Origin of the sequence: Sphingobacterium bambusae (assembly GCF_033955345.1) — a bacterium.
In the GTDB taxonomy this organism is placed as follows: domain Bacteria; phylum Bacteroidota; class Bacteroidia; order Sphingobacteriales; family Sphingobacteriaceae; genus Sphingobacterium; species Sphingobacterium bambusae.
Genome location: NZ_CP138332.1, coordinates 2,120,247 through 2,143,949, shown reverse-complemented (window position 1 = coordinate 2,143,949; position 23,703 = coordinate 2,120,247). Strand labels below are relative to the sequence as shown.

16 protein-coding genes, 2 tRNA genes and 3 rRNA genes are annotated in these 23,703 nt (G+C 46.1%); 17 read left to right on the top strand and 4 right to left on the bottom strand.

Annotation, left to right across the window (positions count from 1 at the left end):
- Position 1 precedes the first annotated feature (1 nt).
- The 4 genes from SCB77_RS09020 to SCB77_RS09005 are packed head-to-tail and all read left to right on the top strand — an operon-like array spanning position 2 to position 5,979.
- Positions 2-1,816 (top strand): RagB/SusD family nutrient uptake outer membrane protein, encoded by a 1,815-nt coding sequence (locus SCB77_RS09020; protein WP_320186099.1) that lies wholly within the window; start codon positions 2-4, stop codon positions 1,814-1,816.
- Between the two features lie 4 nt (positions 1,817-1,820).
- Positions 1,821-2,495 carry a DUF3823 domain-containing protein gene (locus SCB77_RS09015; protein WP_320186098.1) on the top strand — a complete coding sequence of 225 codons (675 nt, stop codon included), beginning with the start codon at positions 1,821-1,823 and terminating at the stop codon, positions 2,493-2,495.
- Positions 2,496-2,499: 4 nt separating this feature from the next.
- Positions 2,500-4,104, top strand: coding sequence for a sulfatase (locus SCB77_RS09010; protein ID WP_320186097.1), 1,605 nt, complete (start codon positions 2,500-2,502; stop codon positions 4,102-4,104).
- Positions 4,105-4,128: 24 nt separating this feature from the next.
- Entirely contained in the window at positions 4,129-5,979 is a 1,851-nt protein-coding gene (locus SCB77_RS09005) for a glycoside hydrolase family 2 protein (RefSeq protein WP_320186096.1), read from the top strand.
- A gap of 94 nt (positions 5,980-6,073) precedes the next feature.
- Here the strand turns inward: SCB77_RS09005 and SCB77_RS09000 are convergent, their stop codons facing one another.
- From SCB77_RS09000 to SCB77_RS08990, 3 genes are all read right to left on the bottom strand, one after another.
- Positions 6,074-7,432, bottom strand: coding sequence for a sulfatase-like hydrolase/transferase (locus SCB77_RS09000; RefSeq protein WP_320186095.1), 1,359 nt, complete (start codon positions 7,430-7,432; stop codon positions 6,074-6,076).
- A gap of 204 nt (positions 7,433-7,636) precedes the next feature.
- Positions 7,637-8,356, bottom strand: coding sequence for a 3-ketoacyl-ACP reductase (locus SCB77_RS08995; protein ID WP_320186094.1), 720 nt, complete (start codon positions 8,354-8,356; stop codon positions 7,637-7,639).
- Between the two features lie 47 nt (positions 8,357-8,403).
- Positions 8,404-9,798 carry an MFS transporter gene (locus SCB77_RS08990; protein ID WP_320186093.1) on the bottom strand — a complete coding sequence of 465 codons (1,395 nt, stop codon included), beginning with the start codon at positions 9,796-9,798 and terminating at the stop codon, positions 8,404-8,406.
- Between the two features lie 125 nt (positions 9,799-9,923).
- On the opposite strand from SCB77_RS08990, the gene SCB77_RS08985 reads away from it, so the two are divergent.
- From SCB77_RS08985 to rrf, 8 genes are all read left to right on the top strand, one after another.
- The gene (locus SCB77_RS08985) at positions 9,924-10,412 is read left to right on the top strand and encodes an Lrp/AsnC family transcriptional regulator (RefSeq protein WP_320186092.1); all 489 of its coding nucleotides are present in this window, start codon (positions 9,924-9,926) and stop codon (positions 10,410-10,412) included.
- A gap of 83 nt (positions 10,413-10,495) precedes the next feature.
- Positions 10,496-11,143, top strand: coding sequence for a FadR/GntR family transcriptional regulator (locus tag SCB77_RS08980; protein WP_320186091.1), 648 nt, complete (start codon positions 10,496-10,498; stop codon positions 11,141-11,143).
- Between the two features lie 9 nt (positions 11,144-11,152).
- Positions 11,153-12,361: an MFS transporter gene (locus tag SCB77_RS08975; RefSeq protein ID WP_320186090.1), complete on the top strand. Its 1,209-nt coding sequence runs from the start codon at positions 11,153-11,155 to the stop codon at positions 12,359-12,361.
- A gap of 570 nt (positions 12,362-12,931) precedes the next feature.
- Positions 12,932-14,460 (top strand): 16S ribosomal RNA (locus SCB77_RS08970).
- 182 nt (positions 14,461-14,642) lie between these two features.
- Positions 14,643-14,716, top strand: a tRNA-Ile gene (locus SCB77_RS08965).
- A gap of 93 nt (positions 14,717-14,809) precedes the next feature.
- Positions 14,810-14,883, top strand: a tRNA-Ala gene (locus tag SCB77_RS08960).
- Positions 14,884-15,092: 209 nt separating this feature from the next.
- A 23S ribosomal RNA gene (locus SCB77_RS08955) occupies positions 15,093-17,976 on the top strand.
- Positions 17,977-18,115: 139 nt separating this feature from the next.
- A 5S ribosomal RNA gene (gene rrf / locus SCB77_RS08950) occupies positions 18,116-18,227 on the top strand.
- Together the 16S, 23S and 5S rRNA genes with 2 tRNA genes alongside form the textbook arrangement of a ribosomal RNA operon.
- Positions 18,228-18,466: 239 nt before the next feature.
- Here the strand turns inward: rrf and SCB77_RS08945 are convergent.
- Entirely contained in the window at positions 18,467-18,985 is a 519-nt protein-coding gene (locus SCB77_RS08945) for a hypothetical protein (RefSeq protein WP_320186089.1), read from the bottom strand.
- A gap of 349 nt (positions 18,986-19,334) precedes the next feature.
- Between SCB77_RS08945 and SCB77_RS08940 the strand changes: the two genes are divergently transcribed.
- The 5 genes from SCB77_RS08940 (at position 19,335) to SCB77_RS08920 (ending at position 23,687) form a co-directional block, all read left to right on the top strand.
- Positions 19,335-19,484, top strand: coding sequence for a hypothetical protein (locus tag SCB77_RS08940; RefSeq protein ID WP_320186088.1), 150 nt, complete (start codon positions 19,335-19,337; stop codon positions 19,482-19,484).
- Between the two features lie 143 nt (positions 19,485-19,627).
- Positions 19,628-20,167 (top strand): LbetaH domain-containing protein, encoded by a 540-nt coding sequence (locus SCB77_RS08935; RefSeq protein ID WP_320186087.1) that lies wholly within the window; start codon positions 19,628-19,630, stop codon positions 20,165-20,167.
- 102 nt (positions 20,168-20,269) lie between these two features.
- Complete coding sequence (dnaG, locus tag SCB77_RS08930; protein WP_320186086.1) at positions 20,270-22,261, top strand: DNA primase; 1,992 nt, start codon at positions 20,270-20,272, stop codon at positions 22,259-22,261.
- A gap of 3 nt (positions 22,262-22,264) precedes the next feature.
- Positions 22,265-22,621: a YraN family protein gene (locus SCB77_RS08925; RefSeq protein WP_320186085.1), complete on the top strand. Its 357-nt coding sequence runs from the start codon at positions 22,265-22,267 to the stop codon at positions 22,619-22,621.
- 7 nt (positions 22,622-22,628) lie between these two features.
- Positions 22,629-23,687 carry a glutaminyl-peptide cyclotransferase gene (locus tag SCB77_RS08920; RefSeq protein ID WP_320186084.1) on the top strand — a complete coding sequence of 353 codons (1,059 nt, stop codon included), beginning with the start codon at positions 22,629-22,631 and terminating at the stop codon, positions 23,685-23,687.
- Positions 23,688-23,703: the final 16 nt, after the last annotated feature.

The following is a 23,703-nucleotide window of genomic DNA, read 5'->3' as shown; positions in this document are numbered from 1 at the left end:
CATGAACAAGTTTTTTATACATATCCTGTTGCTTGTGACGATGGCCATTACCGCAGGTTGTTCCAATTTTTTAGATCGCGAATCACAATCTATATTACCCGAAGAAGATATCTATGCCGATGAAAAACTAATTTTAGCCGTATTGGCTAATTTTTACGGACGTATGGACTGGGGGCAGCAATTGGGAGATCCGGGCTCCTTTGGCCTGTTGGATGAAGCAGCTTACTCATCTGGCGGCCCCAATAATATGCAGAATTATGGAGACGACTTATGGCGTGTCTACGACTATCCCCTAATTAGGAATATCAACGAATTTATCAAAGGCATCAATGGTTCCACCCTGAGCGAAGAGGTGAAAAGCAGGTATATCGCAGAAGCCCGTTTTATTCGGGCATGGGTTTATTTTACGATGGTAAAAGGCCTAGGTGGGGTTCCATTGGTCGGCGATGATATTTTTGACTACGCCCCCGGTATGGATCCGGCCGCAATTCAGATCGCTAGATCGACTGAGCAGGCTTCCTATGAATACATTATTGATGAATGTACAGCCGTAGCAGCCATATTGAGTGCGGATAAGAACACCAATGCAGCGCGCGCCAACAAGTGGGTGGCGCTCGCCCTGAAAGCACGTGCGGCTTTATATGCAGCTTCTATCGCCAAATACAATGTCAATACGCCAGATGTGCAAACGAGTGGCGGCGAAGTCGGTATTCCTTCTTCCGAAGCAGCTGGTTTTTATGAGACGGCCTATCAAGCAGCTTTGGAGATTGTCAATACTAGCCCTTATGCGCTCCATAATGTCAATCCCGATAAAGGAAAGAATTTTTATGAAGCCGTGAGCAGCAAAGCTAGTGGAGAAGTTATTTGGGCAAGAGATTATATCTATCCCGGGCAAACGCATGGTTTTACGAATAATGTTATTGCATCTTCAGTTCGGGGTGATATCGATGCGAATATCGTGACACCGATATTAAATCTAGTGGAGGATTTTGAGTACATCGATAATAGAAATGGCGCATTGAAGCTCAGGGATGCATCGGGGGAGTATCTGTATTATGATAATCCATCGGATGTCTTTGCAGGCAAAGACCCACGCTTGTACGGCACCGTGATCTACTCCGGTGCAGATTTCGGAGGAACAACCATTACTTACCAAGCAGGCATTCGCTATATGGAGGGGGGGCAATGGCGTGATCGGACAGGTGTTCCGGGTGCTGTCGAAGCGCCCTATGGTGTGGTAACCGGACAAGATGGACCAACAACTTCTAATGATCAATATGTAAATAAAACAGGGTTTAATATTAGGAAGTTTGTCGAAGAGAATAGGGATGCATCCACCCGCGGTAGAGGTAGTGACATGTGGTTCGTCCGGTTTCGTTATGCGGAGTTTTTGATGATTGCTGCAGAAGCGGCTTTGGAGTTGAACAAGACGCAGGTTGAGATAGCGGGATACGTAAACGAGATTCGGGAGCGAGCGGGCATTCAGCCGCTAACACAAGTGACCTTGCAGGACATCATCCGCGAGCGCCGTGTGGAGTTCGCTTTTGAAAACCATCGCTATTGGGATGTAAAGCGTTGGCGTATCGCTCATACCTTATGGAGCGGACAGGAATCGCCCACAGCCACGCATTACGTGCTGTTTCCGTATAAGATCTATGCTCCTGGTACTGCCAACCACAACAAATGGGTCTTTGAAAAGAGGAAAGCAAGCCACACAATGTACCCGCGCTACTTCCGCTACCAGAATTACTACAATTTTGTTGATCAAGGATGGATTGATAGAAATCCGAAACTAGTTAGAAACCCTTACCAATAAAGTCATGAAAAGAATACGAATATATATAATCCTCGTTGTTGCGTTTTGCTCCTTATTGTCGGCATGCGGTTTAGATAACTACGATGCCCCAGAAGCAAGGCTTACGGGAAGGGTTACCTACAATGGTAATCCGGTCGGTGTACGTGGGTCGAATGAATCTGTTCGTTTGCAACTGTGGCAAGACGGCTTTCCGCTCAAAACACCGATCGATGTTTTCGTGACACAAGATGGTTCGTTTTCATCATCCCTGTTCAATGGAACCTATAAATTGGTCACCGTGTCCGGAAATGGGCCTTGGGCACATACATCCGATACACTCGTTGTAAACATAAGCGGACAGGCGCAGGTTGATTTCCCTGTACAACCTTATTTCGCACTTTCCGACATACAATATGAGTTGCAAGGAACGGAACTTGTAGCCACATGTCGTGTTGCGCAATTGGATGCATCGAAAACGCTCGAAGAAATAAATCTGTTGATCAACGATACGCAGTTTGTGGATTTGGGGCACTTTATAGCGAGGGAAGCATCCACGTCAATGGTCGATGGCCAAGTTACTTTGCGCTTCGATATTGCGGATGAACTATCTTCCTCCAGCGCTATTTTTGCACGGGTAGGGCTAAAAATTAATGGAATTACAGAGGCGGTATATGATAGTCAAATTGAAAAAATTAAGTAGTGGTATGAAGATGTTAAACATCAGTTTGTGTTTGCTGCTGTTTCTTTGTTGGGGATGGGCGGTTGCCCAAGAACCTGCTGTTCCGGTTTTTCGGGCACCCATGACCGACGGAACGGCAGACCCCACAGGGTTTTCCGTTAGCTATCCATTGGATAAATTGAATCCTACGACGGAAATAAGTAAACCTAGACAGCTCAATGTGTTATTCATCTTGGTCGATGATCTACGTCCTGCCTTGGGTGTCTATGGCGATCAATTCGCCAAAAGCCCACAGATTGATGAATTTGCCCAGCAGGCTTATGTTTTTGAACGTGCATATGCCAATCAGGCCGTATGTGTGGCATCACGCTATAATCTGTTATTGGGATCACGCTCCACCTCGACAGGACTTTATGACTTTGGGCGAGCTTTTCGCGATTTCTATCCGAAGGCTACAACCTTGCCCGAACATTTCAAGGAGAACGGTTATTACACCGCCGCGATCGGAAAGGTGTTTCACGTGGGCCACAATACCTATAACGATACACAGTCCTGGAGCGTGCCACATGCGCACGATTTGGTGATAGAGTATGCGGACAAATCAACCAAGGGACAAACAAGGGAAGAAGCGCTCTTTGCCAACAAATCTTGGACCGACGCCAATGCTTTACGTAAAGGAATACCTTGGGAATGCTTGGATGTTCCTGATGAAACCTATGCCGACGGCCGGGTTGCACAGCTTGCTGCCGAGCGTCTTTCGGAGCTTAAGGGACAAGATCAACCTTTTTTCTTGGCAGTGGGTTTTGCTCGACCTCATTTGCCTTTTTCTGTACCCCAAAAATATTGGGATTTATATGATCCGAAGGAATTGCCTATGCCTACTTCACAAGTCAATCCCGAAGGATCATTACCCTATGCGAATAAGCGTGATGGTGAAATTGTGCAATATCTCGGAATTCCCTCGTCGGCCGAGAGCGACCCTTTTCCGGATAGTGTAACGCGGAAGCTTATCCACGGATATTATGCTGGCGTAAGTTATGTCGATGCGCAAATTGGAAAAGTACTCCAGCAGCTGCATGATACGGGGCTGGATGACAATACGATTGTGGTGCTCTGGGGCGATCACGGCTACCTGTTGGGCGAGATGGGGATGTGGACGAAACATGTAAACCACGAGCTAGCAAATCGCATACCACTGCTGTTGCACCTGCCGGCGATGTCAAGACAGGTGAAGACACAGACATTGGTAGAAACGGTGGATATCTACCCAACCTTGGCCGAGCTGTGTGAAATTCCTATCAAGACGACACAACAGCCCTTAGATGGGAAAAGTTTTGTCTCTTTTTTGAAGAATGAAACGACAAGCACAAAAGAATATGTATATCACTGTTTTCCACGCGATGGAAAGCTTGGTCGAGCGGTTCGTGATAAACGCTACCGTTTGATTGCATGGGAGCCATTACAGGGTGATGCTCCTGTTGCCTATGAGCTGTATGATTATCAAAATGGGCTGCTAGAGACCGTCAATATTTGGCGTCCTGATCACCCTGCCTTTATAAAGTTAAAGGCTGCTTTAGACGCTGAACCCTCTGCTGCTGCGTCCCGACCGGAGAGTAAAAGAATAGAATAATATATAAAGAGAAAACAAACTAAAATGATGAAAAGAACAATGGCCCTGGCATGTGTGATTGCCACGTCGTTTTCCCTGAGCTTTGCACAACAGTGGAAGCCTGCTGGAGACAAGATTTTAACCCCTTGGGGAGAGAAGCTAGATGCGTCAAAGCCCCATCCGGAATACCCGAGACCACAGTTGAAGCGTAGCGGGAACTGGCAAAATCTGAACGGTCTCTGGAAGTACAAAATCGCAAGTAAAGAAGAGACCAATGTACCTTCAACGTGGGATGGCGATATTTTGGTGCCGTTTGCAGTGGAGTCTGCCTTGTCTGGTGTTGGTAAAAGTGTCAGTAAGGATCAGGCACTGTGGTATCATAATGATATTACGGTCGATAAGAAACTGCAGAAAGGAAAAGTGCTTTTACATTTTGGAGCTGTAGATTGGCAGTGTGATGTATATCTGAATGGCCAACATATCGGCCAGCACGAAGGAGGATTTGATCCCTTCTCGTTTGATATTACTTCGGCTCTTAAAAAAGGAGGCAAGCAAGCGCTCAGTATCCGCGTATGGGATCCAACGAGCGATGGCCCTCAACCTCGAGGAAAGCAGATCAACAATCCGCATGGTATTTGGTATACACCCGTGACCGGCATTTGGCAGACCGTATGGTTGGAAAGCGTTCCGCAGACCTACATCGTCAAAACAAAGCAGACACCTCATGTGGATGCATCATCATTGAAGGTATCTGCGCAGGTTGACGCGGCACAAGCTGGAGATTTGCTGCACGTGGAGGCATACGATCAAGGGAAAAAAATTGCGGAGACATCTGTCGCTGTGGGTACGGAAGCTGATCTTAAAATTGCAAATCCACAACTGTGGAGCCCTGATAGTCCTAAATTATATGATCTACAGGTGAAGATCGTGCGTAAGGGCAAGGTTGTTGACCAAGCAGATAGCTATTTTGCCATGCGTAAGATCAGCGTCGGTAAAGATGCGAAAGGTGTTCAACGGATGTTCCTAAACGATAAATTTGTGTTCCATTATGGCCCGTTGGATCAAGGATGGTGGCCTGACGGTCTGCATACCGCTCCCTCGGATGAAGCCTTGAAATTCGATATCGTGAAAACCAAAGAGATGGGCTTTAATATGATACGGAAGCACATCAAGGTAGAACCAGCGCGATGGTACCGTCACTGCGACAGCTTGGGTATACTCGTTTGGCAAGATATGCCTAGCGGCGATCTTGGAGGTAATGTTTGGGATATGCAACCCGGTAAAATTTCAAACGGAAAGCATGACAAAGAACGTAGCGCAGCATCCGAAGCGATCTACAAGAAGGAGTGGAAGAGCATTATGGATGTATTGCACAACTTCCCAAGTATCGTCATCTGGGTTCCTTTTAACGAAGCTTGGGGGCAGTTCAAAACCAAAGAAATCACGGAATGGACTATGCAGTATGATCCATCACGTTTGGTGAATAGTGCGAGTGGGGGAAATTTTGCGTACACGGGAAATATCTTGGACATCCACAACTACCCAGATGCTGCTATGCCCGATCCAGCTATTTTTGGCGATAAGTTTGTTCTGGCTTTGGGCGAATTTGGTGGACTGGGGCTTCCTGTGGAAGGACATACATGGCAACAAAAAGACAATTGGGGCTATCAATCCTTTAAAAACAAAGAGGAATTACAAAAACGCTATGAAGAGGTTATTTCCAATCTAGCGAGCTTGGTTCCCCTTGGGTTGTCCGCAGGCGTCTATACACAAACGACGGACGTAGAGGTAGAAACAAACGGGCTCATGACTTACGATAGGAAAGTGATCAAAATTCCCGAGGCTACCCTCAAAAATATACATAGCAAGTTGTACAGTGTCGATGTAGCTAAGTAGTTTAGTCGTGAGAAGGGCGCTTTTGGGAACAAATTTCTCAAAAGCCCCTTTTCCTTTTTTATCTTTCTTGGCGGTGTCTTTTGAGTGCGAAATGTCAGTTGATATGGCCGTCAAAGCTATCGAATAAAGCTTTCATCGCACGCGCTTTTTCCGGATATTCGTCGATAACGTTCGTGCGTTCACTGGGATCGGCAGCGACATTAAAGAGTTCATATGCAGCCGGGTAAGCTTTGCCTGAGTTGTTGTTGACGCCAGCCTTCAGCTCTCGGTATTTCCAGTCTCCATTTTTTACGGCCTCCAAGAGCCCATGGTTGACGATATATATTGGTCGATGTGTATAGCCTCGATCGGGGGTTGAGCCTCTTAAGAGATCCGCAATAGATTGACCATCGAGTGTTTGCTGCGAAGAGGCACCTGTCCAAGCGGCTATAGTTGGGAGGATGTCCAAATTGCTCACAGCGCTACGTATCGTTTTTCCCTTTCCGACCCAATTTGGACCATATACAATCAGTGGTACGCGAATACCTCCTTCGTAGGTTTGCGCTTTTGATCCGCGAAACATTCCAGCAGTACCGACGTGCCAGTTTTTTGTTTTTCCATCCCCCGACATGCGTACAGGGTATTCAATCCAAGGACCATTATCACTGCTGAAAATAAAGATCGTATTTTCTGCAAGCCCTTTTGCTTCCAAATGCTTCCACAGTAGTGCCAAGCGCATATCCAGCTCTTCCAACACCGTGCCTAATGGGCCAGCGGGATGTTCCTCTAGATCTTTCTTTTTTCGAAAAGCTTCTGCAACGGGTAGGTGAGGCATATTGTGGGCATAGTAGAGGAAGAAGGGAGAAGCCTCGTCTTGCTGATCGATGAATTTCATAGCCTCGGCATGGTACATCTCTCCAAGTAAGGAATCCGCTGGGCGTGTAACTACGGCTTCTTTGTTACGAAATATCTTTATCGTGGTATCTGTTCGTACATAAGGGGAGCGGTAGTCATGGCTGTACAGCATGCCATAGAAGTAATCGAAACCTTGTGTATTTGGATGAAATTTAGCCTGGTCGCCTAGATGCCACTTGCCAATCAAGCCGGTGTGGTAGCCTTGGTTCTTCAAAATTTCTGCAATCGTTATTTCAGTCTGTGGGAGTCCGACCTTTGCTCCAGGGCCAATGGGATCACTCAGCTTGTAACGTGTGGGGTACCGTCCCGTGAGTAGTCCAGCACGTGAAGGCGTACACGTGGGATTGGTCACGACATAATGCGTGGCCCGTACACCTTCCCGAGCCATAGTGTCCAAAAAAGGCGTAGCAATGGAAGGGTTGCCATAGCAGCCAATATCTGAATAGCCTAGATCGTCTGCCAATACAAGAATGATGTTCGGACGGCGTTGGGCAAGCACAGCCAGAGAATATCCATGGACAAGTATACACAGCAACAGTTTGAGATATCGGTTCATCATGTTAATTAATCTTGTTTTGTAAGAAAAATTTAGGTATGCTAAAATTGCCTAAAACCTCATAATCAAGATAAAAAGAAGCCCAAAGCCGGGCGGCTTTGGGACTTCCAAACCAATTATTAACCTAAATTATGAACATTGTAATTAGCAAAATATGTGCCAAAACTACAATATAGAGGTGTTTATGTTGTGTTTTTTGTAATGAATTTAAGGGTTGCTTGAAAATATAGAGGCGTTGGCCAATAGCGCACGCCTGTTGAATTGCAGCACATCTACAATTAGCTCCGCGAAATCTTCCGGTTGCAAGATCTTGTCTGGATTTCCATCGGTAATTTTCAAATCTACCATGGTCATGTCTGTTGCGATGGTGCTTGGAGTAAGTGTTGTTACGCGGATGTTCTCTTTCCTCATTTCGTACATCAAAGATTCCGAAAAGCCTATGACCGCTGATTTGGAGGCGCTGTAAGCCGATGAGTTAGCACTTCCTTTAAGCCCAGCAGTAGACGCTATATTAATGATGTCGCCCTGCCCTTGTGCTTTCATAATGGGAACCATCGCTTTGGCAACATAGTAAAGGCCCAGCACATTGGTTTGAATAATATCTTCCCATGTTTTGCTTGGCATGTCCTCTACGCTTCCAAATGCAGCTATCCCGGCATTATTTATCAAAATATCGATCTGTGGAAATGTCTGATTGATCTGGCTAATGCCGGCATTCACCTCTGCTTGGTTTCCAACGTTGAATATGGCATAAGTAGCTGTAATGCCAAATGCCTGTAGTTCAGCTACAGTACTTTTGAGTTGTTCCTCATTGCGCCCACTGATGGCAATGTTAACGCCCTCCTTGGCTAGCGCGATAGCGGTGGCTTTACCTAGACCTCGTCCACCGCCGGTGATCAACGCCGTTTTTCCGTTTAATTTTGTCATATCTATAAGCTGTATTCTTGGGGTAAAAATAAGGAAATGTGCGCGGCTTACACGTTCGCTCTCTGTAATGTTTTTGCAAGGATACGTTTATCAACGTAGGCTAGGTGTACAAGTAATACTATGGCAAAAAGGGCGTAGCAGATGAGCACGATTAGACCGATGGGGCCAACGGCAAGACTACTCGGAAACCATTGTCCTAAAAAGGATACGAACGATAATCCAATGCCGGCTCCCAAAAAATAACTGGTGCTGGTCAAGCTAGATGCCATACCGTAATGTTGAGGCCTTACATCTTTGACGCCTAGAATAGATAGGCTGGTAAAGCAGATGGTCATACCAATTCCGGAGATGCAGGCCGCTCCACATAGCACCAGCGCCAAGGGATGATAGGTATAGATAGCAATAAGCAGTAAGCTCAATCCGCAGAACATACAGCACATCCCTAAGATACCCAGCTTGGCGGGAGCTAACTTTTTGCTGAGTGTCGGTATCAAAAATTTAGCAATCAGTGCCGATAGGACACTGAAGGGAACCAGGAGAAGTCCAGCGGAAGCCGAGCTGTAGCCCATGTCGTCTTGTAGCATAAGCGACACCAAGAGCAGAAATCCGATGAACAAGGCACCTAACATAAAGAAAGATAAGTTGGAAATGACCAATGATCGGTGCCGGAAAAGATCTAAAGAAATAAGAGGCTGTTTGGCCGTTCGCAAACGCTGGACAAAAAGTGTTAACAACAGGAATGCACTAGCGAAACAAGCCGTAACAAAATAAGGACGCTGCTGGAAATGCGCGAGGTCGTGTATGCCGAAAGTTAAAAAAAGTAAGCCTATGACCAGTAGTATGCCGGAAAGCATGTCGCTATTTTTTGTTGTAGCACTAGGCCGTTCTTTTGGAAAATATGTAAGGGCAAGCAACAATGTGACGGCCAAGATAGGAACATTGATTAAAAATACCCAGTGCCAGCTCCAATAGGTGCTGATGAGGCCGCCAACGGAAAGACCACTGCCGGACCCTATTGCTGCAAAGGAACTGAATATCCCGATTGCACGACTTCGTTCCGCCGGCTCAACAAACGTATGGGTCACCGTGGCTAGCGACGCAGGCATCAATAATGCCGCGCCAAGGCCTTGTGCAGCACGTGCAATTGCTAAGACAGGGAAGTTGGGCGATATACCAGCTGCAAATGATGCCAATAAAAAGACCGTTCCCCCGATTAGAAACACCTTGCGGCAACCGATTTGATCACTAAGTTTCCCGCCAATAATAAGAAAGCCTCCGAAAAACAATACATAAAGTGTCTGTAGCCATTGTACGGTATCGTGGTCTATCAAGAACTGTCTTTGTATCGCAGGGATCGTCAGGTTAATGATGGCGATATCCAAGGCTTCTACAAAAGTGCCTATAGATGCCAATACTAGAATCGTGTTTCGTCTATCGTTCATGCAGGTCTCATTTTTTGCGAATCTACGCGCAGAAATCATTTGTTTTATTTTTTAATTTATTTTTAGAACATTTGTTCTTTATATGTCTTGTAATTGATTATTTGTTCTATTTATTGCGTTTTTTTATGATGGAAGAAGAACAGTATAAAGGTGCCTTGCTCGCAGCGGACAGCAAGGATTTAGAAATTTTGCGACTGCTTCAACAAAATGCCAAGCTAAGCGTGCGAGAAGTTGCTGCACATATACACCTCAGCCCCACACCAACCCATGAGCGTATTAAACGTCTGGAGCGGACAGGCGCTATTAAGGAATATGTAGCTATACTCGACAAAAAGCAGGTAAACAAGGGGCTAACCGTGCTATGCATGATTGCGCTGAGCGTACACAATAAGAAAACGGCAGGAAAGTTTATTCAGGAAGTTGCTCAACTCCCTGAAGTGATAGAGTTCTATAATATCAGCGGCGACTTTGACTTCATGTTGAAGATTATTTCTTCCAGCATGGACGATTTTCATGATTTTTTTGTTAATCGTTTATCAGAAATTGACGGTATTGGGCAAACCAAGAGTATTTTCGTGATGAACACGATTAAAGAGTCTCACCAAATTCTTTAGGAAAATTTTTACATAAGCTACTTGTTCGGCAGATACTTTCTTTTATCTTTGCCGTATCATCATATCATCAGATGAATTAAATCATGATTAAGAAAACATCACTAGCGGAAGAGGTAGCAGAACGTATCCGAGCTAAAATAAAATCCGGTGAATTGGCGCTGCATAGTCAGCTGCCCATAGAGCCTGCGTTAATGAAAATGTTTGGCGTGGGGCGTTCCAGTGTGCGAGAAGCTGTACGAATTTTGGCTAATCAAGGGTATCTCGACGTGCAGCAGGGGGTCGGAACATTTGTCGTTGATTGCGAGGGAAGGGAGAACCTCGGTGCAGCTTTTGAGCAAGCCGCTTTAACAGATTTGTTGGAGGTGAGGCAGTTGTTGGAAGTGCGTATAGCAGAAAAGGCAGCCCAACAGCGTAGCGATAATGATCTCTCAAAGATAGCGCAAGCTTTGGAAAAACGTAAGATCGAAGCCGACGCAAATGCCCTAGTCGCATGTATTGAGGCCGACATTGCTTTTCATCAAGCTATAGCTGATGCTTGTGGAAATTCCATTCTAAGCGAGCTGTATAGAGCTTCGTCTAAGCATATCGTTTCTGCCTTCAAGCAAATGTATGTCGACACAACTGTCTTTGTCGAAACGCAGCAATCGCATGAGGAGCTGTTTCTTGCCATTCAAAGCCAAGATGTTTCGCAGGCTTGCGCTGTTCTTCACGAAATTATTGAAGCCGTTTAATCCATTATTATGAAAGCACTACATCCATCGGCAGAGCCGATTATAAGAAATACTGTTTACAGTATTTTATTTGCTATTAGCTTCGGTCATTTATTGAATGACCTCATGCAATCAGTTATTCCCTCGGTATATCCGATGTTAAAGGAGAATTTTAATCTCAGCTTTACACAGATTGGGTTGATCACGCTTGTTTTTCAGCTGTCAGCTTCCATTCTACAACCATTTGTTGGGAATTACACAGATAGAAGACCTAATCCGCAGTCGCTGGCCATCGGGATGGGATTCACCTTGTTGGGATTGCTCCTTTTATCTGTTGCCAGCAATTTCATCTTTATTTTGGCTTCCGTTGCGTTGATAGGCGTAGGCTCGTCGATTTTTCATCCAGAGGCATCCCGTGTAGCGCAATTAGCTTCTGGCGGACGTAAGGGGCTGGCACAGTCTATCTTTCAGGTCGGAGGGAATGCAGGAAGTGCTATCGGTCCACTTTTGGCGGCCTTGATCGTTATACCCTATGGTCAGGTTAATATTCGATGGTTTGCCTTCTTTGCCGTTTTGGGCATCGTTGTCTTAACCATTGTCGGTCGATGGTACAAAGAAAACTTGGCCGAACGGAAACGCCGTCCCGCTCCGCCCGCCTCTTCTGTTTATGCTCCCGGGCTAACAAAGGGTAGGGTAATTTTCTCTATTGTCATCTTGTTGATCCTTATTTTTTCGAAATATTTCTACATGGCATCCATGAGTAGTTACTTCACCTTTTATTTGATCGATAAATTTGATTTAGGTGTTCAGCAGTCGCAGATTTGTTTGTTCGCATTTCTTGCGGCAGTTGCGGTAGGTACTATATTGGGAGGCCCTTTGGGTGATCGTTACGGTCGAAAGTTGATTATTTGGATTTCTATCCTTGGTGCTGCGCCGTTTACGCTCTTACTGCCTCATGTAGGTTTGATAGCTACGGTGGGGCTTGCCATGCTTATTGGTTTGATCATTTCCTCCGCATTTTCTGCAATATTGGTTTATGCAACGGACTTGGTTCCCGGTAAGGTGGGAACTATTGCTGGCTTGTTTTTTGGTTTTGCCTTCGGAATGGGTGGGATCGGATCGGCATCATTAGGGTATCTTGCCGACAAAACAAGTATCGCCTATGTATTCCAAGTATGCGCTTATCTTCCATTGATTGGTATCGTGACGGGCTTGTTGCCCAATGTAAGATCGAAATAGTTTGAGAAGGAAAATCGGACATGTTCGCATATAAAGGCAGGGTTTAAGCTTTAGTTATCGCTTTTCTTCAAAAATATTGCGCAGTATTCCAGCATCTTGTGTGCTGTCCGAAAGAAATAAGCTGGAATAATTTGCAAGATATATGCCAAAGTTTCTATCTTTGCACCACTCCGCAAGGGAGGGACGATTGAAAAGCGAAAAACAGAAGATGGAAAAAGCCTTTAACGAAGGGCGTTTCCACGGTTAGAAAGCCTGAAAGAGCGTCGAAAAAAAAGTTCAACTTTATTTTGCGAAACCGAAAAATTCTTCTACCTTTGCAGTCCCAACGAGAAGGAGGGAAACAAACAAGATAGTTCGTGCAGCGATGCCACGATATATAAAAAGCCAAAGCGCGACGCGGCGGCGAGAAAAGTTCTTTAAGAAAGATGATCATGTAGCGTAACGAGTAGTCGGAAGATGAAAGTTATACAATAACAAAAAATCAACCTGTCAATTACGGATCGTAAGATACAACAAAAACGATTCCGGTTATTTATTAGTAAATAGCTTGGTATCGAACAATTCATTATTACAATGGAGAGTTTGATCCTGGCTCAGGATGAACGCTAGCGGCAGGCCTAATACATGCAAGTCGGACGGGATCTATCGGAGAGCTTGCTCGAAGATAGTGAGAGTGGCGCACGGGTGCGTAACGCGTGAGCAACCTACCCATATCAGGGGGATAGCCCGGAGAAATCCGGATTAAGACCGCATGAGACAGCACCTTCGCATGGAGAAGCTGTTAAATATTTATAGGATATGGATGGGCTCGCGTGACATTAGCTAGTTGGTGAGGTAACGGCTCACCAAGGCGACGATGTCTAGGGGCTCTGAGAGGAGAATCCCCCACACTGGTACTGAGACACGGACCAGACTCCTACGGGAGGCAGCAGTAAGGAATATTGGTCAATGGGCGGAAGCCTGAACCAGCCATGCCGCGTGCAGGACGACTGCCCTATGGGTTGTAAACTGCTTTTGTCGAGGAATAAACCTATCTACGTGTAGATAGCTGAACGTACTCGAAGAATAAGGATCGGCTAACTCCGTGCCAGCAGCCGCGGTAATACGGAGGATCCGAGCGTTATCCGGATTTATTGGGTTTAAAGGGTGCGTAGGCGGTTTTTTAAGTCAGGAGTGAAAGACGGCAGCTCAACTGTCGCAGTGCTCTTGATACTGAAGAACTTGAATGCCGTTGAAGATGGCGGAATGAGACAAGTAGCGGTGAAATGCATAGATATGTCTCAGAACTCCGATTGCGAAGGCAGCTATCTAAGCGGTGATTGACGCTGATGCACGAAAGCGTGGGGATCGAACAGGATTAGATACCCTGGTAGTCCACGCCCTAAACGATGATGACTCGATGTTAGCGATATACCGTTAGCGTCCAAGCGAAAGCGTTAAGTCATCCACCTGGGGAGTACGCCCGCAAGGGTGAAACTCAAAGGAATTGACGGGGGCCCGCACAAGCGGAGGAGCATGTGGTTTAATTCGATGATACGCGAGGAACCTTACCCGGGCTTGAAAGTTACTGAATGATCTAGAGATAGATCAGTCCTTCGGGACAGGAAACTAGGTGCTGCATGGCTGTCGTCAGCTCGTGCCGTGAGGTGTTGGGTTAAGTCCCGCAACGAGCGCAACCCCTATGTTTAGTTGCCAGCATTTAAGGTGGGGACTCTAAACAGACTGCCCGTGCAAACGGTGAGGAAGGCGGGGACGACGTCAAGTCATCATGGCCCTTACGTCCGGGGCTACACACGTGCTACAATGGATGGTACAACGGGCAGCTACACAGCAATGTGATGCCAATCTCTAAAAGCCATTCACAGTTCGGATCGGGGTCTGCAACTCGACCCCGTGAAGTTGGATTCGCTAGTAATCGCGTATCAGCAATGACGCGGTGAATACGTTCCCGGGCCTTGTACACACCGCCCGTCAAGCCATGAAAGTTGGGGGTGCCTAAAGCATGTAACCGCAAGGAGCGTGTTAGGGCAAAACCGATAATTGGGGCTAAGTCGTAACAAGGTAGCCGTACCGGAAGGTGCGGCTGGAATACCTCCTTTCTAGAGTGTCCTAATTGACACTCGTTGCGCCACATCATGATCGTTAAAAAGTATTTAGTAGATAGTATGTAGTATATAGACCCTGTCTAAGTACTAATATCTACCTACTAACATCTAAGAAAAGAAGAAAGTGCCCACCCCGAGAGGACGTGGATACCGAGAGAAGATGAGAAAGATAAGCTAGTCCCGTAGCTCAGTTGGTTAGAGCACTACACTGATAATGTAGGGGTCAGCAGTTCAAATCTGCTCGGGACTACGGAAAGTAATGCGTATAGCGTATTGCGTACCGCGAATTTTTATGGCGACATTGAAATCGCACTACGCACTACCCATTACCCACTACAAAAAAGGGGAATTAGCTCAGCTGGCTAGAGCACCTGCCTTGCACGCAGGGGGTCAACGGTTCGAATCCGTTATTCTCCACATTTCAAAGTAAAAAGTCAAAATTTAAAAGTCAAAAGCTGTACAGTTTTTTTAATTTTTACTTTTTAATTTTTACTTCGAATCCGTTCTTTGACATATTGAAAGAAAGAAAACACAAGAGAAGACAACAATGGTTTGAAAGTCAAGCACGAGTTGTTTGATTTGTAGAACAAAGGCAGCCATATACCTAGCAAAAGGGGTATATGAGCGAAGAAAGTAACAAAGGGCACACGGGGGATGTCTAGGCTCTCAGAGGCGATGAAGGACGTGATAAGCTGCGATAAGCCACGGGGATCAGCAAATGTGACTTGATCCGTGGATTTCCGAATGGGGCAACCTAACATACTGAAGGTATGTTGTATAATACGCGAACGCGCCGAACTGAAACATCTAAGTAAGCGTAGGAGGAGAAAATAATAATGATTTCCCAAGTAGTGGCGAGCGAACGGGAAAGAGCCCAAACCGCTATTGTTACGGCAATAGCGGGGTTGTAGGACCACGAGATGTGATTCGTCGAGCGAAGTGGAACCGGATGGGAAGCCGGGCAATATGGGTGATAGCCCCGTACACGTAAGCGGAACGACGCTAGTGGTATCCTGAGTACCGCGGGACCGGAGAAATCCTGTGGGAATCGGCCAGCACCATCTGGCAAGGCTAAATACTCCTGAGAGACCGATAGTGGACCAGTACCGTGAGGGAAAGATGAAAAGAACCCCGAACAGGGGAGTGAAAAGAACCTGAAACCGTGTGCTTACAAGCGGTCGGAGCGGATTTATTCTGTGACGGCGTGCCTTTTGCATAATGAGCCTACGAGTTACTCTTATCTGGCAAGGTTAAGTCCTTCAGGGACGCAGCCGAAGCGAAAGCGAGTCTGAATAGGGCGCATAGTCAGGTGAGGTAGACGCGAAACCTTGTGATCTACCCTTGGGCAGGTTGAAGTTGCGGTAACACGTAATGGAGGACCGAACCGATAAACGTTGAAAAGTTTCCGGATGACCTGAGGGTAGGGGTGAAAGGCCAATCAAACTGGGAAATAGCTCGTACTCCCCGAAATGTTTTTAGGAACAGCGTCGGCATAGAGTCTAGTAGAGGTAGAGCTACCGATTGGGTGCGGGGGAGTCAAATCCTACCAAATCCAGACGAACTCCGAATGCTACATAGATATGGCCGGCAGTGAGGCTTTGGGTGCTAAGGTCCAAGGCCGAGAGGGAAAGAACCCAGACCATCAGCTAAGGTCCCCAAATATACGCTAAGTTGAACTAACGAGGTCCGGTTGCCCAGACAGCTAGGATGTTGGCTTGGAAGCAGCCATTCATTTAAAGAGTGCGTAACAGCTCACTAGTCGAGCGGCCGGGCGTGGATAATAAACGGGCATCAAGTGTATTACCGAAGCTATGGATTTGTAGCACAAGCTACATCTGGTAGGGGAGCATTCTATGAGGGGTGAATCCGTCAGGTGACTGATGGTGGACTTTATAGAAAAGCAAATGTAGGCATAAGTAACGATAAGGCGGGTGAGAAACCCGCCCACCGAAAGACTAAGGTTTCCTGATCAACGCTAATCGGATCAGGGTTAGTCGGGGCCTAAGGCGCATCCGAAGGGAGCAAGCCGATGGACAACGGGTTAATATTCCCGTACTTTTTATAACTGCGATGTGGTGACGGAGTAGTGACACTGCCGCGAACTGACGGAATAGTTCGTTAAAGTGCGTAGGTATACAGACTGTAGGCAAATCCGCAGACTGTGCTGAAACATGATAGTACCGCAAACCTTCGGGAGCGTGGATAGTGCAGGTAATCAGACTTCCAAGAAAACCCGCTAAGCTTCAGGTTATAAAAACCCGTACCGTAAACCGACACAGGTGGTCGAGGAGAGAATCCTAAGGTGCTCGAGTGAATCATGGCTAAGGAACTCGGCAAAATGGCCCTGTAACTTCGGGAGAAGGGGCGCTGTCTCGCAAGAGCAGCCGCAGTGAAAAGGCCCAGGCGACTGTTTAGCAAAAACATATGGCTTTGCGAAATCGAAAGATGAAGTATAAGGCCTGACACCTGCCCGGTGCTGGAAGGTTAAGAGGGGATGTCATCGCAAGAGAAGCATTGAATCGAAGCCCCAGTAAACGGCGGCCGTAACTATAACGGTCCTAAGGTAGCGAAATTCCTTGTCGGGTAAGTTCCGACCTGCACGAATGGTGTAACGATCTGGGCGCTGTCTCAGCCATGAGCTCGGTGAAATTGTGGTATCGGTGAAGACGCCGGTTACCCGCAACGGGACGGAAAGACCCCATGCACCTTCACTATAGCTTAACATTGAAATTGGGTACAGGATGTGTAGGATAGGCGGGAGATGTTGAAGCGGGTTCGCTAGGATCCGTGGAATCAACCTTGAAATACCGCCCTTTCTGTATTCGGTTTCTAACTCGATCATGTCGAGGACATTGTTTGGTGGGTAGTTTGACTGGGGTGGTCGCCTCCAAAAAGGTAACGGAGGCTTTCAAAGGTAAGCTCAGTACGCTTGGTAACCGTACGTGGAGTGCAATGGCATAAGCTTGCTTGACTGTGAGACCAACAAGTCGACCAGGGTCGAAAGACGGACATAGTGATCCGGTGGTTCTGTATGGAAGGGCCATCGCTCAAAGGATAAAAGGTACGCTGGGGATAACAGGCTGATCTCCCCCAAGAGCTCATATCGACGGGGAGGTTTGGCACCTCGATGTCGGCTCGTCACATCCTGGGGCTGGAGAAGGTCCCAAGGGTTGGGCTGTTCGCCCATTAAAGTGGCACGCGAGCTGGGTTCAGAACGTCGCGAGACAGTTCGGTCCCTATCTGTTGTGGGCGCTGGAAGTTTGAGTGGATCTGACCTTAGTACGAGAGGACCGGGTTGGACGGACCGCTGGTGAACCTGTTATGCCGCCAGGTGTACGGCAGGGTAGCTACGTCCGGAATAGATAAGCGCTGAAAGCATCTAAGTGCGAAACTAGCCACGAGATGAGACTTCCTCATAGGGTCGTTGTAGATGACAACGTTGATAGGTCATAGGTGTAAAGGTTGAGAGACCAAAGCCGAGTGATACTAATAGCCCGAAGCTTTCCACGCCGGTAGAACGTTGTTGTCTTCCTTCTTTTTCTTTCTTTCAATGCATGTCATTATGCAATTAAAAATTAAAAGATAAAAATTAAAAAATGCTGTAAGGTTTTTTACTTTTGAATTTTGACTTTTTACTTTGCAAAGATATTCAGGTGCCTATATCGGCGGTGTCTACCTCTTCCCATTCCGAACAGAGAAGTCAAGCCCGCCAGAGCCGATGGTATTGCCGTAACAGGTGGGAGAGTAGGTCGGCGCCTAATTTTAAACGAGGCCCCTTCAGGAAACTGGAGGGGCTTTTGTGTTTTACACGCCATCTAATTTCGCATTACCCTATACGCATTACGCACTACCAAGATATTGTCCGCCAGCTGGCGGATGGGAGTGTAGTCCGGCTACTGACGGATAATTTTAAACGAGGCCCCTTCAGGAAACTGGAGGGGCCTTTTGTTTTTGTGTTTTACACGCCATCTAGTTCGCATTACTCAATACGCATTACGCACTACCGAGATATTGTCCGCCAGCTGGCGGATGGGAGAGTAGTCCGGCTACTGACGGATAACTTTAAACGAGGCTCCTGTCCAAAAAGATAATTGATCAAAACATGCGTCATTGAGAGGAAGTATGACGAACGAGGGAGGCAGCTCCGTAGGAAACCAATCTGCATTTTATTTTCTAAGATTGCTTCGCAGTCGTTCCTCCTTCTCGCAATGACGAAAGGTAGTTGCTTTTTGGACAACCTCTTCTGTTTTCTAACCAGCTGGAAACACGCATTAAGTATTACCCAATACGCACTACTTCCAATTAACAAAACGGCCTTCAGGGAGTCTGCGATACACTTTTTGGCATTCCCCAAGCTGCGAATGCTACGTAGCATTCGCTTATCGGCAAGTGAATACTTTCCTTTGATGGGCTTCAGAAACTCTTCTTCACCTGTTTTCTTCCTGTTGTAAGATGTTCGGTTCTCTTCCGCAGGTGTTTTTTCCGTATCGGAGAACAACAGAATCTGCTTGCGTAGCATCAGGTTTTGTTTGACGGATGTCTTTATTGCACCTTCATAGACATCAGTTATTCATTTGTGCATCAAACGGACAAAGACGTGCTTCAATGTCGGGAAAACAGACGACTGTGCGCCGTTGGCGTTCTTCAGCATCTCTTAGCAATCTTACAAAATGTTTGTGACAACCTTTTGTTTGGGGAAGGTGGGTGTTGTTATAGTTAATTGCATTGTCGGCTAACGAATGCTACGTAGCATTCGTTGGTTGATCTGCGGCGGATCGACGTTGATGTTCAACAATGTAACATTGATCTTTAAGGCATCAAGATTGATGTTCTACAAAGCTTTACTGATGTTGTAGAATGGAACACTGATGTTTGGTAAGGAGACGTTGATGACTGTTGACCAGATATTGATGGATAAGGAAATTATTTTGATAGCCATCGTTGCCTTACCGAGGTTGGAGGAAAGCTCGTTGATCTTGGACTTTATTGTGTTGTTTTCCGAAGCTGGAGTACGGTAGGCTAAAGAAGGCTTGCGCTTTGTTGACAAGTCCTTCGGGAACCTAAAGGCGCCTCTAGTTTTTTTTGAATTTTTACCTTTTTAAGATGTTGTTCGCAGTGTGTCTGCTGTGCGGAATTCGGTTTGTTTGCTACCTTTGTTGCTATGGCTATATATGTTTACGGTGCAACGGCACAGGCGAAGATGACAATTGATCTGATCGAACGGTTGGGAATAGATATAAAAGGCTGTATTGATAAATCGCTGCTGTTGGATACCGTATTGGATTATACGGTAGAACTCAACCATCAGTACGATCCTACATCGGCATATGTGTTAGCGATTCGAAATGCAGGGCTACGTCAACGAACATTCCAAGACTTAGGTGCACGCGATTTTCCCGTATTGGTTCATCCGGATGCTACGGTATCAGCACATGCTGAAATAGAATCGGGTACGGTGGTTTTTGCGAAAGCGGTGTTGATGCCAGACGTACAAGTGGGACGACAGGTACTGATCGATGCTGGGGCTGTTATACATAGTAATAGCATCATCGAAGATTTTGTGAATATTGGAGCCAATGTGCACATCGGGGCGAATGTATTGATTGGCGAAGGAGTGGAAATAGGTGCAAATAGCGTGTTGGAAAGCGAAATTTCTATCGCCCCTTATACCATTATCCCTCCTAATAGCTACTTGAGTTAAGCTAATACAGTGTTGCATTTTACTGACGATCTGTGTAACTTGCTTTTAATTTAATAGGTGATTTCATACAATAGTATTTCGGAGAGGGTTAAGTAGTAGCTCATGATTACAAAAGAGACGATAGAGAAGGTATTGGATACGGCGCGCATTGAGGAGGTCGTTGGTGATTTTGTGGACTTAAAGAAGCGTGGTACCTCTCTGATTGGTAATTGCCCGTTTCACAATGAAAAGACGCCCTCTTTCCATGTGTCCGTTGCCAAAGGGATTTATAAATGCTTTGGCTGTGGTGTGGGGGGGGATTCACTCAAGTTTGTGATGGAACTCGAGAAGTACTCCTATCCAGAGGCTATTCGGTACCTAGCAGACAAATACAGTATCCCAATTGAGGAGGTACAACGTTCGCCAGCACAATTGGCAGCACAAGATAAGCGTGAAAGCTTGTATGTCTTGAGCGGTTGGGCTGGAAAGTATTTCAAAGAGCAACTATGGACTACAGAAGTAGGACAATCTATCGGGCTATCCTACTTTAAGGAGCGTGGATATCGGGAAGAGATCATCAAAAAGTTTGATTTGGGCTATTCGCCGGACCAATGGACTGTTCTTTCAGATGCCGCTGTGGCCGCAGGATTTCACAAGGACTATCTCAAGGAGATCGGCCTATCCATAGAGCGAGATGATGGCAGTGTTTACGATCGTTTTCGCGGGCGGGTAATCTTTCCTATCCACAACCTTACGGGGCGTATTATAGGCTTCGGTGGGCGAACCTTGAAGACGGAGAAATCCGTGCCGAAGTATGTGAATTCGCCGGAAAGCGAAATATACCATAAGTCGGATGTGCTATACGGCTTAAATTTCGCGAAGAAAGCCATTATGGATAACGATACCTGTTATTTGGTGGAAGGATATGCCGATGTCATATCTATGCATCAAGCAGGCGTCGAAAATGTAGTCTCCTCCTCAGGGACCTCCCTAACGACAGGACAGATTAAACTGATCGCCCGCTTTACGAAAAATGTCGTTATTCTATATGATGGCGATGCGGCGGGGATTAAAGCATCGTTGCGCGGAACAGATATGCTTTTGGAAGAAGGACTGAATGTGAAGGTGCTTCTTTTTCCTGATGGGAATGACCCCGATTCGTATGTGCAAACCTTCGGTTCCTCGGCTTTCAAGGAGTATATCGATAAGCACCAAGAAGATTTTATCTTTTACAAAACCAATATCCTGTTAAAGGATACGGGAGGCGACCCCATTAAGCGAGCAGAGGTCATTCGCGAGGTGGTACAGAGTATCGCGCTTATACCTGATGAAATTAAAGTTTCCGTATTCCTCCAGCAATGTTCCCGTTTATTGGAGATTGAAGAGCGTGTATTATTGACCGAGCTCAATAAGATGCGCTTGCAGAAAGCGAAAACGCAGGAGCGGAAGGAACAGGCGCAGCCAAAGCAAGCTCCGTCTGGGGATATGCCTCCTTTTGATATGCCGCCGGCAGATTTCTTCTTAACAGAACAGGAGCGATCGGAGATTGGCCTCCCTCCGGTAGAGAGCCCGCAGGTGATTACGGCGGAGATTTTACAGGAGCGTGAGATTGTGCGCATATTGCTGAACTATGGTGCTGAGCTTGCTACTTGGGAGGGTGATGGTGACGTGCCCGTGGCACCACTATTACTGAATGCTCTTGATGATATCAGCTTTGAAGATAAACCTAGCGCATTTATCGTCGATGTCTTCAAAAAAAAGGCAGAGGATTTCGAAATTCCTGAAGCCAAGTTTTTCTTCTCGCATGAGGATAAGGACGTGCAAGATTTGGCCATTACCTGTGTTTCTACTCCTTATGAACTGAGCCCCAACTGGAACGACGACAAACGGAAGATATATGTCAGTCTAGAGCGCGAGCATCTGAAAGAATTGACGATTCAAGCGGTCTACCGGATTAAGAAGCGCAAAGTAGAACGCGAGATGTTCAAGATCCGGGAGGAGCTTAAAGCCGGACCGACGCCGGAAGATATGGAAATCTTGCTCTCCAAATACCAAAAGCTGAAGGAAGCAGAAAAACTGTTGGGCACATTTCTAGGCAACATTATAGTGAAATAGGATATGGCGAAACACTTAGAAGACGGTAAAAGGGGCGAAGCAATGGCCGCCGATTTCCTGAAGAGTCAAGGATACGTTATTGTTACGACCAACTGGCGGGATAAGTATTGTGAAATCGATATTATAGCGAAGGATGGCGATACCCTGGTTTTCGTGGAAGTCAAAGCACGAACATCTACGCTATTTGGTGAGCCAGATACCTTCGTAGACCATAGAAAACAGCAATTATTAATCCGAGCAGCAGATGCCTATCTGTATGTTTCGGAACATGAAGGAGAGATTCGTTTTGACATCGTTTCCGTATATTTAGGGCAAAAGAACCATATTGAAGTAATTAAAGATGCTTTTTGGAGTAATTAGATAAAACATGAAAATAAATCAGCTTGCAAGTGTAATCGCAATAGGCACCTTGTTGTTCGCGGGGTGTAAATCCCAGCAGGGTAAATTCGAATTTTTGTCTCCGAAATCTGGAGAAACTATTGTGCTTGGGCAAAAGGTTGCCGTACGCATGCATTTCCCGGATACCACGATTGATTCTGTTGTATACGCAATAGACGGAGAGGTAATTGACCGCAAACAAGATACTTCCATGGTAACCTTGGACACTGAATCCATCGGTCTAGGGGCTCGAAATTTAGTGGCAAAGGTCTACAAAGCTGGCAAGGAAGATGTTGCTTACAGCAACGTTACTATTGTGCCAGAGTCTCCACGGCAATATACCTTTGAGAAAATTAACGAGTATCCGCACGATACCGAGGCGTTTACCCAAGGATTGGAGTATAATAATGGTGTATTGTATGAATCAACAGGTGCGGGAAACCAGCTGATATCATCGATTCGCCGCGTGAACCTGAAGACAGGCGAAGTATTGCAAAAAAAGGAATTCGTAGGAAAGAGCGCCAACGGACAAGACTATTTTGGGGAAGGCATGACCATTGTCGGCAGCAACATTATTATGCTCACTTGGTTGAACAATGAAGGCTTCGTTTTGAATAAGACTTCTTTCGAGCAAGTTTCTTCTTTTTCCTATCAGAATAGTAAGGAAGGTTGGGGGCTTTGCTACGATGGAACTCGCCTTATCAAATCAGATGGGTCGAACAAGCTATATTTTATAGATCCAACAAGCTTTCAAGAGATAGGGATGGTTGCTGTATATGGGAGCGAAGGACCGCAGGATTCCTTAAATGAATTGGAATTTATCGATGGTAAGGTTTATGCAAATGTCTATGGGAAAGATATCATTGTCATTATTGATCCGAACAGTGGAGCTATTGAGGGACAACTTAATCTGATGGGTTTACACAGTCATGCATCACAAACCGACAAAGAGTTAAACGGTATTGCCTACGATAGCGTTAACAAAAGGCTATTGGTGACCGGAAAACAATGGGATAAACTGTACGAGATAAATGTCGTAGCGCGTTAAAACAGAAAAAGAGCCA

Bases quoted from the DNA above. Each gene is read 5' to 3' on its own strand.
- SCB77_RS09020 (WP_320186099.1), top strand. From the start codon at position 2: ATGAACAAGTTTTTTATACATATCCTGTTGCTTGTGACGATGGCCATT.
- SCB77_RS09015 (WP_320186098.1), top strand. From the start codon at position 1,821: ATGAAAAGAATACGAATATATATAATCCTCGTTGTTGCGTTTTGCTCC.
- SCB77_RS09010 (WP_320186097.1), top strand. From the start codon at position 2,500: ATGAAGATGTTAAACATCAGTTTGTGTTTGCTGCTGTTTCTTTGTTGG.
- SCB77_RS09005 (WP_320186096.1), top strand. From the start codon at position 4,129: ATGATGAAAAGAACAATGGCCCTGGCATGTGTGATTGCCACGTCGTTT.
- SCB77_RS09000 (WP_320186095.1), bottom strand. From the start codon at position 7,432: ATGATGAACCGATATCTCAAACTGTTGCTGTGTATACTTGTCCATGGA.
- SCB77_RS08995 (WP_320186094.1), bottom strand. From the start codon at position 8,356: ATGACAAAATTAAACGGAAAAACGGCGTTGATCACCGGCGGTGGACGA.
- SCB77_RS08990 (WP_320186093.1), bottom strand. From the start codon at position 9,798: ATGAACGATAGACGAAACACGATTCTAGTATTGGCATCTATAGGCACT.
- SCB77_RS08985 (WP_320186092.1), top strand. From the start codon at position 9,924: ATGATGGAAGAAGAACAGTATAAAGGTGCCTTGCTCGCAGCGGACAGC.
- SCB77_RS08980 (WP_320186091.1), top strand. From the start codon at position 10,496: ATGATTAAGAAAACATCACTAGCGGAAGAGGTAGCAGAACGTATCCGA.
- SCB77_RS08975 (WP_320186090.1), top strand. From the start codon at position 11,153: ATGAAAGCACTACATCCATCGGCAGAGCCGATTATAAGAAATACTGTT.
- SCB77_RS08945 (WP_320186089.1), bottom strand. From the start codon at position 18,985: ATGCTACGCAAGCAGATTCTGTTGTTCTCCGATACGGAAAAAACACCT.
- SCB77_RS08940 (WP_320186088.1), top strand. From the start codon at position 19,335: ATGTTTGGTAAGGAGACGTTGATGACTGTTGACCAGATATTGATGGAT.
- SCB77_RS08935 (WP_320186087.1), top strand. From the start codon at position 19,628: ATGGCTATATATGTTTACGGTGCAACGGCACAGGCGAAGATGACAATT.
- dnaG (WP_320186086.1), top strand. From the start codon at position 20,270: ATGATTACAAAAGAGACGATAGAGAAGGTATTGGATACGGCGCGCATT.
- SCB77_RS08925 (WP_320186085.1), top strand. From the start codon at position 22,265: ATGGCGAAACACTTAGAAGACGGTAAAAGGGGCGAAGCAATGGCCGCC.
- SCB77_RS08920 (WP_320186084.1), top strand. From the start codon at position 22,629: ATGAAAATAAATCAGCTTGCAAGTGTAATCGCAATAGGCACCTTGTTG.